The organism is Sphingomonas sp. BK580, assembly GCF_014194975.1.
GTDB lineage: Bacteria > Pseudomonadota > Alphaproteobacteria > Sphingomonadales > Sphingomonadaceae > Sphingomonas.
The window spans coordinates 499793-515789 of record NZ_JACIAY010000001.1 but is presented as its reverse complement, the minus strand read 5'-3'; the positions used below and the strand labels follow the sequence as shown (position 1 = coordinate 515789).

The 15997-nt window shown below is 68.5% G+C and carries 9 protein-coding genes; 7 read left to right on the top strand and 2 right to left on the bottom strand.

What is annotated here, in order from left to right; translation table 11 throughout:
- The first annotated feature begins 37 nt into the window (after positions 1 to 37).
- Entirely contained in the window at positions 38 to 1942 is a 1905-nt protein-coding gene (locus tag FHY05_RS02380; protein WP_183942784.1) for an NPCBM/NEW2 domain-containing protein, read from the top strand.
- A 218-nt stretch (positions 1943 to 2160) separates the two neighbouring features.
- Here the strand turns inward: FHY05_RS02380 and FHY05_RS02375 are convergent, their stop codons facing one another.
- Positions 2161 to 3165 (bottom strand): cupin-like domain-containing protein, encoded by a 1005-nt coding sequence (locus FHY05_RS02375; RefSeq protein WP_183942783.1) that lies wholly within the window; start codon positions 3163 to 3165, stop codon positions 2161 to 2163.
- Entirely contained in the window at positions 3162 to 3848 is a 687-nt protein-coding gene (locus FHY05_RS02370; protein ID WP_183942782.1) for a SapC family protein, read from the bottom strand. Before FHY05_RS02370 ends, FHY05_RS02375 begins: the two co-directional genes overlap by 4 nt.
- A 232-nt stretch (positions 3849 to 4080) precedes the next feature.
- Between FHY05_RS02370 and FHY05_RS02365 the strand changes: the two genes are divergently transcribed.
- The 6 genes from FHY05_RS02365 (at position 4081) to FHY05_RS02340 (ending at position 15996) form a co-directional block, all read left to right on the top strand.
- Positions 4081 to 7152: a TonB-dependent receptor gene (locus tag FHY05_RS02365; protein ID WP_183942781.1), complete on the top strand. Its 3072-nt coding sequence runs from the start codon at positions 4081 to 4083 to the stop codon at positions 7150 to 7152.
- A 347-nt stretch (positions 7153 to 7499) separates the two neighbouring features.
- Positions 7500 to 8690, top strand: coding sequence for an esterase family protein (locus tag FHY05_RS02360; RefSeq protein ID WP_183942780.1), 1191 nt, complete (start codon positions 7500 to 7502; stop codon positions 8688 to 8690).
- Positions 8691 to 9146: 456 nt separating this feature from the next.
- Positions 9147 to 12167: a TonB-dependent siderophore receptor gene (locus FHY05_RS02355; protein WP_183942779.1), complete on the top strand. Its 3021-nt coding sequence runs from the start codon at positions 9147 to 9149 to the stop codon at positions 12165 to 12167.
- Positions 12168 to 12455: 288 nt separating this feature from the next.
- Positions 12456 to 13172 carry a GntR family transcriptional regulator gene (locus FHY05_RS02350; protein ID WP_260181091.1) on the top strand — a complete coding sequence of 239 codons (717 nt, stop codon included), beginning with the start codon at positions 12456 to 12458 and terminating at the stop codon, positions 13170 to 13172.
- A 92-nt stretch (positions 13173 to 13264) separates the two neighbouring features.
- On the top strand, positions 13265 to 14665 hold the full coding sequence (locus FHY05_RS02345) for an amidohydrolase family protein (RefSeq protein WP_260181090.1): 1401 nt from the start codon (positions 13265 to 13267) through the stop codon (positions 14663 to 14665).
- Complete coding sequence (locus tag FHY05_RS02340; protein ID WP_183942778.1) at positions 14662 to 15996, top strand: MFS transporter; 1335 nt, start codon at positions 14662 to 14664, stop codon at positions 15994 to 15996. Before FHY05_RS02345 ends, FHY05_RS02340 begins: the two co-directional genes overlap by 4 nt.
- Position 15997: the final 1 nt, after the last annotated feature.

Here is a 15997-nt window from a genome sequence, read left to right as displayed (position 1 = left end):
GTCCCTGAGAAAACCCAAGCTGAAGGCTCCGCGAACGATGTCACGCGTGTTCGGAAATCTCCTCCTCCTCGGTTGTGCCACGGCGATCGCGGCGGCGCCGGCCCGCGCGCACGAGAAGGACCCGCTCGCCCCGACCGCGCGCTGGTCGGCGAACACCGATGGCGGCGCGGCGACCCCGCCGATGGGGTGGAATTCGTGGAACGCCTTCTTCACCGACGTCGACGAGGAGAAGGTCCTGGCGTCGGCCAAGGTGATCGTCGACACGGGCCTCGCCGCCAAGGGATATCGCTACGTCAACCTCGACGAGGGCTGGTGGGATCATCGCCGCGCCGACGGGCGCATGCTGGTACGAGCGGACAAGTTCCCCTCCGCGCGGACCGCCGACGGCGCCACCTCGTTCCGGCCGTTCACGGATCGGCTGCACGCGATGGGGCTGAAGGCCGGGCTCTACAGCGATCTGGGACGCAACACCTGTGCCCAGGCCTACGGGCCGAACGAGGTCAACCTGCCGCGGGGCAGCGTCGCCGAGCGCGAGGTGGGTCTATACGGGCATATCGAGCAGGACATCCGCCTCTACTTCGGTGAATGGGGCTTCGACTACATCAAGATCGACGGGTGCGGGCTACGCGCCTATGGCGCGGACAGTGCGCTGGTCACCTCGGGACGCTACCGGGAGCTGCCGCCGATCCTGAATCTCGAGACGGTCAGCCTCGCCGACATCCCGCGCGTCCGCGCCTTGTTCGGCGATGTGAAGGACGCGCTGAAGCGCTACGCCACCCAGGACTATCTGCTGTCGCTCTGCATCTGGGGCTCGGCCAACGTCCGTGCCTGGGGCAAGGACGTCGGCAATCTCTCGCGCACCAGCGACGACATCACGCCCGACTGGGGCCGGATGCTCACCAACTTCGACAGTGCTGCCCGACGCGCCCTCTACGCCCATCCGGGCTCCTGGAACGATCCCGACATGCTGTTCGTGGGCAAAGGTGATTTCGACGAGCACCATCTCGTCGAGGCGCGCTCGCACTTCGCGCTGTGGGCGATGATCAACGCCCCGCTGCTGATCGGCAGCGATCTTCGGACGACGCCGCCCGTGCTGATGGATATCTTCGGCAACGCCGCGCTGATCGCGGTCAACCAGGACGCCGCCGGCAATCAGGCGGTGCCCGTGTTCGACACCGACGACCTGCAGATCTTCGTCAAGACGCTGTCCACGGGAGAGAAGGCGGTCGCGCTCTTCAACCGCTCGTCGCGGCCGATCGAGGCGCAGCTCACCGCGCAGCACCTGCGCTTCCGCCCCGACGCCGTCGTCCGCCTGACCGATCTGTGGGACGGGAGATCGAGCAGCTTCACCGGCGAGACGGTCCTCAAGGTGGCACCGCGCGAGACGCTGGTGTTCCGCGCCGCCGGCACGCGCGCGCTCGCCGACGGCGTCTATCTGTCGGAGACGCCGGGGGACGTGAACCCGGCGGTGGACGGGGTCACCGCGCCGCAAGCGGACCCGACGATCCACCGGGCGCTCTCGCCTTGGGGCGGGGGGACGCGCGGGGCGGGGCCGCGGCCGATCTATGCCGGTTGGGGCGGCGCTCAGCCCGACGCGACGCCGTACGGACGGGAGCTGCAGATGGCGGGTCGTCGCTACCCCCAGGGCCTCGGCGTGCTCGCCGGTTCGCGTCTGGAGGTTCGCAATCACGATTACGCGCGGCTCACCGCGACGGTCGGCGTGGATGACTCCGCCGCCGACGGCGCCACGCCCGTACGGTTCGAGGTGTACGGCGACGGACGCCTGCTCGCCGCGACCCGCCCTCTGCGCCGCGGTGCCACGCCCGCGCAGCTTGCCGTGGACACGCGGGGCACGCGCATCGTCGAGCTGGTCGCGCGGGCGGCCAATGCGGTGGGGGAACGGCTGCCGGTGTCATGGGGAGACGTGGCCCTGCGCCACTGAGAGCGAGGCCGATCCCAGCGTCGACAGCCGCCGGCGCGCGCTCGCGCGACGGCCACGTCGGTCGGTGCGTCACTCCCCGTGATCGAACCACGGGCGCCGAGATCGGGAGGTGGGCAGGGCGGCTCTGAGTGGCGGGTTCGAGACCGGCGGTGATCCAGACATCATCGCGCCGGCGCGCGCATGATCGCGCTGGGCGGTGCCCGCTCCTCTGTCCTGCTTCAGCCGCGCAGCAGCCGCATCACCATCGCTCGCAGCTTGCCTCCTTGCCCGCGGCCAAGCAGCCCGTGGCGCTCCTCGGGCAGGTGCGCGAGCGGGTGACCGTCGGGGCGGAACACGTAATGATCGAAGAAGGCGCGCCACGCCGCGCGCTCCCTCTCGGGTCGCTCCGCGATCGCGGCGAGGGCGAGCAGCATCGCGGTATAGGGGGAGTCGGGCCCGGTCGCGAACGCGTCCCACCAATAGTTCACCAGCACGTTGACCGGGCTGGTCGCCTCCACCTGATGCCACCACAATTTCGGCAGGAACAGCGCGTCGCCCGGCGCGAGATCGGCTACCAGCGCGCGCTCGCGGGCCGCGGCAAAGCGCGGGAAACGTGGATCCTCCGATGCGCCAGCGGCCAGGCTGACCGGCTGCCCCGCCATGTTGTGGTCGATCGGGCCGACGTACAGGTCGGCGATCGCGTCGGGCGGGTATAAGGTGAAGCGGCGCTGCCCCGCGACGACGCAGGCGAGATTGTCCGAATTGTCGTGGTGACACGCCACCACCGAGGCGTGCCCGAGCCAGATCCGCGGCCGCGCCGCGGCCGGCAGCAGCGGCAGCGGATTGTCGTCGGCGAAGCGCGGCAGGTAGGCCGCGGTGGGGAGCGAGCCGAGGTAGAGCGTCGGCGCCCCGGTCACGCCGGCGGTGTCGATCACCCGCCGCAGCGCCGCGGTGACGCCGATCGTCTCGCGGGTGAAATTGAAGCCGTCGAGCGACTCCCCGTAATAATAGCGCCCCGCGATCGTCGGCGCCCCCACGAACGCCTCGGCGGAGCGGCCCGGATCGAGCGCCGCGACATAGTCGGCGAGCGCGTCCGCCGAGTCGGTCGACGCGCGCGTGATCGGCCAGTCGCCGCAAAGCCCGCGGATCACCGCGGGACGGCAGGTCGCGACGATCGCATCGAACGCCGCCGGCGTGGCGACGTCCGCGGCGGCATGTTCCGCAACGTGCGCCGCCGTGCTCATGCCAGCGCGAGTCGCTCGTTGCGGCGGTGGGCCAGCCGCGCGATCTGCTGGAGCGAGTCGATCAGCGTGTGTGCATGGTGGAGCTGACCGGCGCGGAACAGCCGGAGCGCCGTCGCGTCGTCGAGCTCCGCCAGCGCGTCGCGGCCGACGGTGTAGAGCCCCTCGAGCCGCAGCCGCTCGCCGTCGTCGAACGATAGCGAGACGTCGATCGGCTCGATCAGCCGGGCGTCGAGCAGCGCCTGCATCAGCGCCTCGCTCTCCGCCACGCCGGCGTGGAGGAGCCCCAGCGCGCGCTGGACGCGACGCAGGTGCGTCGAGGGCGTGCCATCCAGGTCGAACAGCGCAACCCGCTCGACGCCCGCTTCGAGGTCCGCGGCGAAGCGTGGCTGGTCGAGATCCACCGCGATGTCCGTGTCGACGATGAAGAAGCCCTCGCGCTCGAGATCGAGCGGCATCACGCCGTCGAGATTGCCGGCCAGGTTCTCGCCGGACGTGAAGCCGAGCAGCGCGCCGGCGTAGAAACGTCCGGTCTCGGGATGCTTCGTCAGCACGATGGGACAGCAGGTGGCCAGCTTGGCGAACTCGCCGGGCACGACCTGGACGAAGTGGCGACCGGCTGCATCGGCACGCCGCATCGTCAGCCCGGCGTGCCGCTCGCTCGCCAACAGCTCCCACCGTGCCATCGCTCCCCCTCCGTCTCGCCGGGCCCGTTCTCGCCTCGTTCGACTGGGTTAGAGCCTCGCGCGGCCAAGCGCCAGCAGTTAGCGCTAACTGAAATGTTTATGGACGCTTGCCACGTCCCACGAAGCGAATATGGTAGCGCTACTTTCCCATGACGTACGCGCCCGCAGCGGCCGCGGCGCCATAGGGGAGGCATAAGAAGCCGAGTCGATCGGCACATCATGAGGAGGGGCTATGCACAAGCCTGAGAGCGTTCGTTCCGTCCGCCGTGGCCGAGTCGCGGTCACCAAGCGCGGCCTCGCCGCCGCGTGCAGCATCGCGGCTCTGACCGCCGCGCTACCCGCGGCCGCGCAGCAGGCCGACCCGCAGAGTCTCCAGAATAGTCAGGCGCAGCCGCCGGTCGCGGCGCAGCCCGCGGTGCCGTCCACCGCGAACTCGCTCAGCGCGAGCGAGGCGGGTCGCGCGCAGGACGAGTCCAGCGCCCCCGACGCCAACGGTGCCAATACCGCGGCGGACGGCGACCCATCGCGCGACATCATCGTCACCGGCCTGCGCGGCTCGCTCCAGCGCAACCTCGACATCAAGCGCACCTCCACCGGCGTGGTCGATGCGATCTCGGCCGAGGACATCGGCAAGTTCCCCGACACTAACGTCGCCGCGTCGTTGCAGCGCCTGCCGGGCGTCTCGATCCAACGCTCGGGGACGCGCGGCGAGGCGACGGGCATCACCGTCCGCGGTTTCGGCGGCGACTTCAACACCACGCTGTACGACGGCCGCCGCATCTCGACAGGCACCGGCGGGCGCCAGATCGACTTCTCGACGGTCGGCTCCGACTTCATCGGCCAGCTCAGCGTGCTCAAGACGCCGGACGTGACGCTCGCGTCGAGCTCCATCGGCGCCACCGTCGACATCCAGTTCCCCAAGCCGTTCGATCACCCCGGGCTGCGCGTCGCGGCGAGCGCCTCGGGCTCGATCCAGGACCGCTCGGGCAAGGTGGTGCCGACCGCGGGCGTGCTGTTCAGCAACACCTTCGCCGACGATACGCTCGGCGTGCTCGCAGATGTGATCTACACGCGGCGCGATACCAAGACCAACCGCGTCTCGGTATCCGGCTGGGCGGGCGGTTATTACGCGCCGTGCCAGCTCCAGGGCAGCACCGCCGCCACCTGCAACCCGACCAGCGACGCCGGCGCCGCGGCGGCGCAGCGCCAGACCGTGGTGGGCTGGTTCCCGCAGCAATATGTCGTCGACCAGCAGACCACCAAGGACGAGCGAGTCGACGCCCGCCTCGCGCTGCAATGGCATCCGTCCGAGGACGTGATGGTCACGCTCGACGACAATTTCTCGCGCCAGAAGATCGAGACGCAATCGTCCGCGCTCGGCGTGTGGTTCAACCAGGGCGCGCTGCGCAACGTCGAGCTCGACGACAACGGCACCGCGATCGACTTCACCCAGGCCGGCTCGCCGACCGACTTCACCGCCGCGCTCAACACGCAGATCCTGCGCACCAACCAGATCGGCGGCAACGTCAAGTGGGACGTCAGCGAGAACTTCACGCTGGAAGGCGACCTCTCCTATGCGAAGAGCTGGCTCAACCCCGACGACGACACGATCGGCAGCCAGAACGGTGACATCGGCTATGGCGGCCAACTCGCCAACAACACCGGGTTGCAGATCAACGGGAACAGCAACAACAGTTTCCCGTCGCTGACCGTCGTCGGTCCGAACGGGAACGCGGCCAACTTCGCCGATCCGTCGCTGATCGGGTCGCACGTCACCGTCAACCAGACCCAGCAGAACACCGACGAGTTGAAGCAGGCGCGCTTCACCGCGACGTGGAAGCAGGACGACCTGACCATCCGCGCCGGCGGCCAGTATGTCGAGGACGATTTCCGTCTCTCGAACAAGAGCACGTTCATCAACAACTTCTGGCAGGCCTATGCCGGCTACGGCGGGCCGTCGGGGCAGGGCAGCGGGATCGCACCGCTGCCCGCGTCGCTCTACCAGGGCACGATCGGGCTCGGCAGCAACTTCATTCCCGGCTTCAAGGGCACGCTGCCGCCGTCGCTGATCAAGTTCAGCCCGATCGCCTATCAGGCCTATCTCAGCTCGCTCGGCAACCCGCAGGCGCAGCGGATCCCGGGCTTCAACTATCCCACCAACACCACGGACGGGCTGAACGGCTTCACCGGCAGCTTCGATCAGCAGGTTGATCCCAACAGCCTCCAGAACATCAACGAGAAGACCTGGTCGCTGTACCTCAACGTCGCCTACACCGCCGACATCGCGGGCATGCCGTTCCACTTCGCGGCGGGCGTGCGCAACGAGAACACGCACTTGGTCTCCACCGGTCAGGGTCGTCTGCCCGTCTCGATCAGCACCAGCACCGCTGACCCGACCCTGCTCACGGTCGCGTTCGGCGACGTCTCGCCGATCCGCGCCAAAAGCAACTACTCGTACCTGCTGCCGACGGTTGATCTGCGGCTAGAGGTCACGCCCGAGCTTCAGCTGCGCTTCGATGCGTCGCGCACGCTGACGCGCCCGGGGCTCAGCACGCTCAACCCGGTGCTGGCGGTAGGTAGCGGCCAGCGCGTCGGCGCGCTGACCGCGAGCGGCGGCAATCCGTCGCTCCAGCCCTATCTGGCGGACAATTTCGACGCCGCCGCGGAATGGTATTACAAGCGCAACTCCTACCTCTCGGTCGACTTCTTCCTCAAGAACGTCAGCAACTTCATCGTCCAGGGCGTGACGCGGCAGGCGATCAACGGGGTGATCGACCCCACCACCGGCAGCGCGGCGAACTTCGCGGTGTCGCAGCAGGTCAACGGGCCTGACGCGACCGTGCGCGGCGTCGAGCTGGCGTGGCAGCAGGTCTTCGGCGACACCGGCTTCGGCTTCCAGGCCAACGCCACCTTCGTCGACACCAACAAGCCGTACGACCAGAGCGACATCTCGCAGACCGGCTTCGCGGTGACCGGCCTGGCGAACTCGGCCAATTTCGTCGGCTTCTATGACAAGAACGGCTTCCAGTTCCGCGCCGCGCTCAACTGGCGCGACGAGTATCTGTTGCAGTTCGGCCAGAACCAGAACACCAGCCAATTCGGCGCCGAGCCGACCTTCGTCAACTCCAGCCTCCAGCTCGACCTGTCGACGAGCTACGACATCAGCAAGAACTTCAGCGTGTTCGCCGCGGCGGAGAACGTGAACAACAACCAGCAGAGCACGCATGGGCGCTACAGCAACCAGCTGCTCGACGTGTTCGACTACGGCCGCCGCTTCATCGTCGGCACGCACGTCCGCTTCTAGGGGCTACCACCAGCTTCCCCACCTGGAGGATGTCGGCTCAGGCCGGCATCCTCTTTTCGTATGAGCACCGGCGCGCCGCGCGGCGCGGGGGCGCGGGACAGCGCGCCTGCGCTGCTGTTCTCCGGCGAAAGCCGGGATCCAGGTGGGGAGACGGTGATGAGCGCCACGGCAGCCTTCCCACCTGGACCTCGGCGTCCGTCGGGGAACAAGTCACGGGGAGGCACTCGTCGCGCGACGGTGCGCCATCGACCACTGGGCCCTTGCACCGTCTCGCGGATGCTATAGACCATATCTGATAGGATTCGCAGCGCCACCTAGAGCACCGCGGACCAGCACAGGAGAGGGCAATGAGACGAGCTCGTGCCACCGCGTTCGCGTGCCTCGTCGCCGCGGCGCCGGCGATCGCGCAGACGACACCGCCGACGCCACCCGCGGCGGTGGTGGAAGACTTCAAGCCCTCGTCACTCAACCAGCCTGGCCAGTCCTACCCTCAGGTCAACTCGCAGGGCTACGTCCGCTTCCGCGTCACGGCGCCCGACGCGAAGGCGGTGCGGGTCAGCCTCGGTCTCGGCGGGCGCGGCGGCACCGTGCTGACCAAGGCCGCGGACGGCAGCTGGATCGGCACGTCGGAGGGGCCGCTCGACGAGGGCTTCCATTACTATCACCTCACCGTCGACGGCGGCACCTTCAACGATCCCGGCACGCTCAACTTCTACGGCTCGACGCGGTGGGAGAGCGGCATCGAGATCCCCGCGCGCGACGCCGACTTCTACGCGGTGAAGGACGTGCCGCACGGCCGCGTCGAGCAGATCCTGTTCGCCTCGCCGAGCACGCGCACGCACCGCCGCGCCTTCGTCTACACGCCGCCCGGCTATGACGCCGCCGCCGGCACGCGCTTCCCGGTGCTGTACCTGCAGCACGGCTGGGGCGAGGACGAGACCGCCTGGTCCAACCAGGGGCACGCCAACCTCATCATGGACAATCTGATCGCCGCCGGGAAGGCGAAGCCGTTCATCATCGTGATGACCTACGGCATGACCAACGATGTCCGGCCGGGCAGCCCGGGCGGGCTCGCCAGCTTCGACATCACGCCGTTCCGAACGGTGCTGATCGACGAGCTGATCCCCTATGTCGACCGCCACTATCGCACGCTCGCGGACGCGCCGCATCGCGCGATGGCGGGGCTGTCGATGGGCGGCTTCGAGACTAAGCTGATCGCGCCCAAGAATCTCGACACGTTCGGCGCGATCGGGCTGCTGAGCGGCGGTACCATCGCACCCGAGGACGTCGCCGCGACGCCGGGTTACAAGGACAAGGTGCGGCTCACCTTCGTCAGCTACGGCAGCCGCGAGCTAGAGGACGGGCGTACCCGCGGCGGCCCGGGACGGCCGAGCACCGATCCGCGTGCTAACGCCGAGTCGCTGAAGCGTGCGGGGCTCAACAGCGTCTTCTACGTGTCGCCCGACACCGGGCATGAGTTCCTGTCGTGGCGGCGCAGCCTGTACCAGATGGCGCCCTTGCTGTTTCGCGACCGCTAGCGCTGGTCTCGATCTTACATGCTGATTTTCAAGCCGTAATCTACTGGTGCCCGGCGTCACTCGCGCCGGGGACATCCAAGTAATAGCCTGTAGATTTTATTCATGAGAGAGTGTTGACATAGGGAAAAGCTCCATTACGCTTTGATGGTAACGTTACCGTGAGCAATCGAGGGCCGAATCGATCGGACGATCGAAACGGTATGTTCTCGAGCGAACGGAGAGAATGCGAGAGGAGGAGGGTGACGCGCCATCGTCGTGTCGATGGCAAAGACTTCGTTGCGATGCGCGGACGAGCCTTGACCCGGGATCATCGACGATCACTGGCGCGATGGCCTGTCGCAAGCGCCCGGTTCTCACCACGACAATGCGAAGAAGTACGGCTCATCGTGGAGTCGGCTGCCGCACACTGCTGTCGATGAACGATCAGAGATATAACTCTTGGAGGAGGGGAAAATGATGAGAGCCACCACCAGCGCACGTCGTGCCGGGATGCGGGGCGGCGTCGCGCTCGCCGCACTGATCACCGCCATCGCGCTGCCGACGACCGCCCGGGCGCAGTCGGCCCCGGCCGGGCAGGAAGCGGGCGTCGCGACGACCCAAGCCGAGGTGCCGCCGCAGCTCGACACCACCGCTGGTTCCACCGCCCAGCCCGAGCAGGACGGCGCCGGCGCGCGCGATGCTGCCGCGCAGGACATCATCGTCACCGGCTCGCGCATCACCACGGGCGGCTTCACCGCGCCGACGCCGACGACCGTGATCGACTCCGGCGCGATCGCCGCCAACGCGCAGCCCAACGTCTTCACCACCATCTCGCAACTGCCGTCGCTGCAGGGCTCGACCGGCACCAGCGTCAACACCTTCAGCACCTCGAGCGGCGCGCAAGGGCTGAGCTCGTTCTCGCTGCGCGGCGTGGGCGCGATCCGCACGCTGACGCTGATCGACGGTCAGCGCGTCGTCGGCGCCAACGTGACCGGCGTGCCCGACGTCAGCCAGTTCCCGCAACTGCTGATCAAGCGCGTCGACGTGGTCAACGGCGGCGCCTCCGCCTCCTATGGCTCGGACGCGGTCGGCGGCGTGGTCAACTTCATCACCGACACCCGCTTCAAGGGTGTGAAGGGCAACGTCCAGGGCGGCATCACCGACTATGGCGACAACGAGCAGGTGCTCGTCCAGCTCGCCGCCGGTACCAGCCTGCTCGACGATCGCCTGCATATCGTCGGCAGCACGGAATATGCGCGCGACGAGGGCGTCGGCGGCGGAGAGTTCGGCATCGGGCTCGCCGGCGGGCGTGACTGGTTCAAGCAGACCACGCTGGTCAACCGCAACGTCACCAACGACGGCTCGCCGCAATACGTGCTGCGCGACTACGCTCAGTCGATCACCTTCGCCAAATACGGCCTGATCACCGCCGGTCCGCTGCAGGGCATCGCCTTCGACCAGTCGGGCAACCCGTTCCAGTTCCAGTACGGCTCGAACGGCGTGCCCTCGCGTACGTCGTCCGGCGCGGTGATCGGCTGTTTCGCGGGCTTCTGCCAGGGCGGCGATCTCTCCGGCAACGTCGATGCGGGGCGCTCGCTGCTGTCGGGGCTGGAACGGCTCAACAGCTACGGCCGGATCGGTTTCGACTTCGCGCCCAACAACGAGATCTACGTCACCTCGAACATCGCGCAGGTGAAGACCAACAACCAGCCGGTCGGCGGGCAGAACCGCCCCGCGCTGACGATCCAGTGCGCCAATCCCTACGTCCCGGCGCAGATCAAGGCGGCGTGCGCCACCGCGGGGATCACGAGCTTCCAGTTCGGGACGAGCAACGCCGCGCTGGGCAACACCCAGGTCCACACCGATCGGCGCCAGTACCGCTTCGTGGTCGGCGCGAAGGGGCGCCAGCCGGTGTTCGGGTCGGACTGGAGCTACGACATCTACGTCGAGCACGGCACCAACAAGACCAGGATCGACGTCGACAATATCCTGCTGACGCAGCGCTATAACAACGCCATCAACGCGACATCGCTCGACGGCGCGATCGTCTGCGCCAACCCGGTCGCGCGCGCGGCCGGATGCCAGCCGCTCAACGTCTTCGGCGGCAACCCGTCGCAGCAGGCGCTGGACTATGTCATGCCCGCCAACGGTCCGCGCCAGCGCACGCGACAGACGCAGGACGTGGCCAGCCTCAACTTCTCGGGCTCACCGTTCAGCTCCTGGGCGGGGCCGGTGTCGGTGGCGTTCGGCGGCGAGTTCCGGCACGAATTCTACAAGGTCACCGCTGACCCTTACGGCGCGGGTATCGACGCCCAGCCGTACGACTCGATCTATCCGTTCGACCCGGTGCAACTGCCCGCCGGCAACAACTGGTACGCCGGCAACTACAAGAACGGGACCGGCGCCTATAGCGTGAAGGAGGCGTTCCTCGAGGTCGCGGTGCCGCTGCTCGACGGAGATTCGGTCGGTCGCGCCAACGTCACCGGTGCGGCGCGCGTCACCGACTACAGCACCTCGGGCACGGTCTGGGCGTGGAAGGTCGGCGGCACCTGGGACCTGCCGATCGACGGCTTCCGCCTGCGCGGCGTGACTTCGCGCGACGTGCGCGCGCCCAACCTCTCCGAGCTGTTCGCCGCTCCCGTGACGACGACGCAGCCGAACTTCTTCGACCCGTTCCGCAACGTCAACGTGCTCGCGATCCAGAACACGATCGGCAACCCGAACCTGACGCCGGAGATCGCGCGCAACACCACCGCGGGCATCTCCTTCTCCGGATCGAGCTGGGCGCCGGGGCTGAGCCTGTCGTTCGACTGGTACAAGCTCAAGATCACCGACGTGATCTCGAGCCTGGGCGCGGGAGACATCGTCAACCTGTGCTTCCGCAACGTGCTCCCCGAGACGTGCAGCGCGTTCAACCTGAACAACCAGGCCGGGCCCAATTTCATCAACGTCCAGGCCTTCAACCTGGCGTCGATCGACACGTCCGGCTTCGACATCGAGGCGAGCTACCGCTGGCAGCGGCCGCTCGGCCTGCCCGGCCGCCTGACCGTCCGCGCGCTGGCCACGCATATCAGCAAGTTCGTCACCGACACCGGCCTTACCGGCACGATCCCCAACGACACCGCGGGCGTGAACACGGGCAACACGCCCGACTGGAAGTGGCTCGCGGTGCAGACCTACGAGACCGACGACTTCTCGCTCCTGGTGCAGGAGCGCTGGTTCAGCGACGGTGTGCTGGGCCATCAGTACATCCAATGCGGCGCCGGCACCTGCCCGGAGTCGACCCCGCAACGGCCGACGATCGATCAGAACTTCATGCCGGGCGCGTTCTACATGGATCTCGGCGGCACGTATAACATCACCGAGGCGGTGACGGCCTATGCCAAGGTCGACAACCTCTTCAATCGCGATCCCGCCAAGTCGCCCTTCTTCGTCAACCCGGCTTTGTACGACGTGCTGGGGCGCACCTACCGCCTGGGTGTGCGCTTCAGCTTCTGAGAGGGCGCGCGCCGGCGCGCACGCACCGGCGCGCCGGCCTCGGTCCCTGGCGTCATCCCTGCCTCCGGCCGGGATCCATCGTGCCGCATCTGCGACAACCGCGGTGCTCGCGGCACCATGGTTGCGGGTCGAGCGCGGCTTGACGAGAGGAGTGGGAGGCAACTTGAGCCTTCAAGGTGCGGGTCCGCCGCGCGGCTCGCGGCGACGCCCCGCTTCCTGCAGCATCTTACGTCGATCGTATAAACCCTATATGATCCGGCCCGTATCTTCACGGACCGGCGAACTCACTTGCGGCACCTCGACACGACCAGCACCGTCCCGACCCACGCGCGCGCGGCGCGGCCCGCGCCCGGGCCGACGATGGTCGAACGTGCCTACGACCACCTGCTGGACATGCTGATGAGCCTCAAGATCGCGCCCGGTGAGCGGATCGCGATCGATACCGTCGCGCGCCAGCTCGGCATCTCGCAGACGCCCGTTCGCGAGGCGATGAGCCAGCTTGAGGCGGAGAAGCTGGTCTACAAGATGCCGAACGTCGGCTATCGCGCCAGCCCGCAGATGACGCGGCAGGAGGTGCGCGACCTCTACACGCTGCGGCAGCTCATCGAGCCCTATGCCGCCGCGCGCGCCGCCGAGGCGATGACCGACACCGCCATCGCCACGCTGCGCTCGATCGACCGCGACATGTCGGGCGTCGCCGACGGTGACGCGCGGGCGTACTCGCGCTTCGCCGAGGCCGACGCCGCGCTCCACCGGCTGATCGCGACCGGCAGCGGCAACCGGCTGATCGCGGAGACGATCGAGCGGCTGCACGCGCACCTCCACATCTTCCGCGCGCTCTACGCCACCAACGCGCCGCACGAGGCCGCGCGCGAGCATCGTGCGATCATCGATGCGCTGGTCGCGCACGATCCCGCCGCGGCGGAGCAGGCGGTGCGTCACCATCTCGAATGCTCACAGCAGCGGATGGACGACGTGCTCGCGGAAAGTGCGGCAAGCGACTGACATCCTTCATCTCGTGGCCACTCGCGGCGCTTGACAGCCCACCGACCCCCACTTAGTCAGATCATATAGGATATGACATGGAGGGGAGTGCGATGCGGCGGTTTCGCCCAGGTCGCGCGCGGGCGATGATCCGCGCCGGCGTCGCGGTAGCGGCGCTGTGTCTCGGCGGCACGGCCGCGGCGGAGACGGTCGTGCTCGACCATGTCACGCTGTTCGACGGGACCGGCGGCGCGCCGCGCGCCGACCAGGCGCTGGTGATGACCGACGGCCGCATCACCTGGGTCGGCGCCTCGGCGGCCCGGCCGAAGTCGAGCGACGCGACGGTCGAGAACCTGCGCGGCAAGTTCCTGATGCCGGGCCTGATCGACAGCCATGTTCACCTCGGGCTGGTGGACGGCGTCGATCAGAGCTTCTCCAAATACTACGACCGCGCCAACGTCGAGGCGCAGCTCAAGCTGTACGCCGCTTACGGCGTCACCTCGGTCTATACGCTCGGCACCGACGGCGACCTGATCCACCAGGTCATCGCGGATCAACGTCGCGCGGGGCGGATCGACCGGGCACGCGCCTACACCGCGGGGCGCGGCGTGGTGTACAAGGGCAGCTACGGCGGCGTGCCGGGGCTCGAGCAGTCGGTCGCCACCCCGGCCGAGGCGACCGCGATGGTCCAGCGCGAGACCGCCAAGGGCGACGATTTCGTCAAGCTGTGGATGGACGACGAGTTCGGCACCGTGGCGAAGCGTATGCCCTACGACGTGAGCAAGGCGGTGATCGACGCCGCGCACGCCGCGAACAAGAGGGCGGCGGCGCACATCTTCTACTATGATAACGCCGCGGAACTGACGCGCGAGGGCGTCGACGTCTTCATGCATCAGGTGCGCGACCGCGTCGCCGACCCGGCGCTCGTCGGTGCGATGAAGCAGCGCGGCACGTGGCAGCTCGCCTCGACGCTCAGCCGGGAGGCGAGCTTCACCTACACGCTGCTGCCCTTCGTCGACGAGCCCTTCTTCTCGCGCGGGGTCGCGCCCTCGACGATCGCCACGCTGAAGAGCCAGGAACGCCGGCAGAAGCTCGCTGCCTCGCCGCTGTTCCCGAAATACCCGCCGGTGTTGCGCAACGCGATGGCCAGCCTCGCCGCCGAGGCGAAGGGCGGGGTGCGCTACGGCATGGGCACCGACAGCGGCCCGACCGCGCGCTTCCCCGGCTATTTCGCCCATTGGGAGCTGGAGCTGATGGTCAAAGCGGGGCTGACGCCGCTCCAGGCGCTCACCGCCGCGACGGGCACCAACGCCAGCTTCCTCAGCGAGAACGAGAGCGGCGTGCTGAAGCCGGGCAAATGGGCGGACCTGCTGGTACTCGACCGCGACCCGACGCGCGATATCCGCAACACGCGCGCGATCAACGCTGTCTATGTCGCCGGGCGCAAGGTGCCGACGATCTGGCAGACCTGCGTCGGCCGCGCCGCCGAGGCGTGCGGCACGGCGCGCCCGTGAGCGTCTCGGGTGCCCTGGTCGAGCCGGCGACGTCGGTCGCGGACGGCGCGGGTGAGCAGGCGCTGCGGCCCACGCGGGTGCGCCACGCGGTGCTGTGGCTCACCGTGCTGGCCTATCTGATCACCTATATGGACCGCGTCGTGATCGCCACCGCGGCGCCGTCGATCCAGAAGGAATACGGCTTCTCGCTCGTCACGATGGGCTGGATCTTCGCCGCCTTCCAGTTCGCCTACGCGCTGTTCCAGATCCCGGGCGGCTGGCTCGGCGACCGCTTCGGCCCGCGCCGCGCGCTGACCGGGGTGGTGGTGTGGTGGTCGACCTTCACCGCGGCGACCGCGCTGACCTGGTCGGCGGGATCGATGATGGTGTGCCGCTTCCTGTTCGGCCTCGGCGAGGCGGGCGCCTTCCCGATCGCGACCCGCTCGCTGTCGCGCTGGATGCTGCCCGCCGAGCGCGGCTGGGCGCAGGGACTCACCCATGCCGGTGCGCGGCTGGGCGGCGCGGTGACCCCGGTGTTCGTGGCGCTGCTGATCGTCGACTTCGGCTGGCGCATGCCGTTCCTGCTCTTCGCCGGCGTCGGGCTCGTCTGGGCGTTCTGCTGGTTCGTCTATTACCGCGACACGCCGCGCGAGCATCGCCGCGTCAACGCGACCGAGCGCGCGATGATCGAGGACGCGCTCGGCACCGGGCCGGCGCGCGCCAAGGTGCCGTGGCGCCGGCTGCTGCGCCAGCCGCAGCTCTGGACGCTGTCGGCGATGTATTTCTGCTACGCCTATTGCATCAACATCTTCCTGACCTGGTTCCCGAAGTACCTCCACGACGCACGCGGCTATGACCTAGCAGTGATGGGGCTGTTCGCCAGCCTGCCGCTGATGGCGGGTGTGGTGGGCGATCTCGCGGGCGGCTGGACCTCGGACCTGCTGGTCAAGCGCGGTGCCGGGCTGAAGATGGCGCGGCGCGTCGTCGCGGTGGTCGGCTTCGTCACCGCCGCGGTGATGATGCCGCTCGCCGCCGCGATCGACGCGCCCGTCGCGAGCATCATCTGCTTCTGCGTCGCGGTGTTCGGGCTCGAGCTGACCGTCGGCGTGTCCTGGGCGGTGACGCTCGACATCGGCGGCGAGTTCGCCGGCTCGGTCTCCGCGGTGATGAACACGCTGGGCAATCTCGGCGCGGCGATCGCCGCCGCGGTGACGGGCTATATCGTCACCGTCAGCGGCTGGTTCCCCGCCTTCATGGTGCTCGCGGTGCTGTGCGCGATCGCCGCTCTTCTCTTCCTGCGGATCGACGCGTCGCGGCGGCTCGCCACCGCCGACGCGGTCGCCGCGGCATGAC

Excerpts from the sequence above, each read along its gene's own strand:
- FHY05_RS02380 (WP_183942784.1), top strand. The coding sequence starts at position 38 with ATGTCACGCGTGTTCGGAAATCTCCTCCTCCTCGGTTGTGCCACGGCG.
- FHY05_RS02375 (WP_183942783.1), bottom strand. The coding sequence starts at position 3,165 with ATGAGCACGGCGGCGCACGTTGCGGAACATGCCGCCGCGGACGTCGCC.
- FHY05_RS02370 (WP_183942782.1), bottom strand. The coding sequence starts at position 3,848 with ATGGCACGGTGGGAGCTGTTGGCGAGCGAGCGGCACGCCGGGCTGACG.
- FHY05_RS02365 (WP_183942781.1), top strand. The coding sequence starts at position 4,081 with ATGCACAAGCCTGAGAGCGTTCGTTCCGTCCGCCGTGGCCGAGTCGCG.
- FHY05_RS02360 (WP_183942780.1), top strand. The coding sequence starts at position 7,500 with ATGAGACGAGCTCGTGCCACCGCGTTCGCGTGCCTCGTCGCCGCGGCG.
- FHY05_RS02355 (WP_183942779.1), top strand. The coding sequence starts at position 9,147 with ATGAGAGCCACCACCAGCGCACGTCGTGCCGGGATGCGGGGCGGCGTC.
- FHY05_RS02345 (WP_260181090.1), top strand. The coding sequence starts at position 13,265 with ATGCGGCGGTTTCGCCCAGGTCGCGCGCGGGCGATGATCCGCGCCGGC.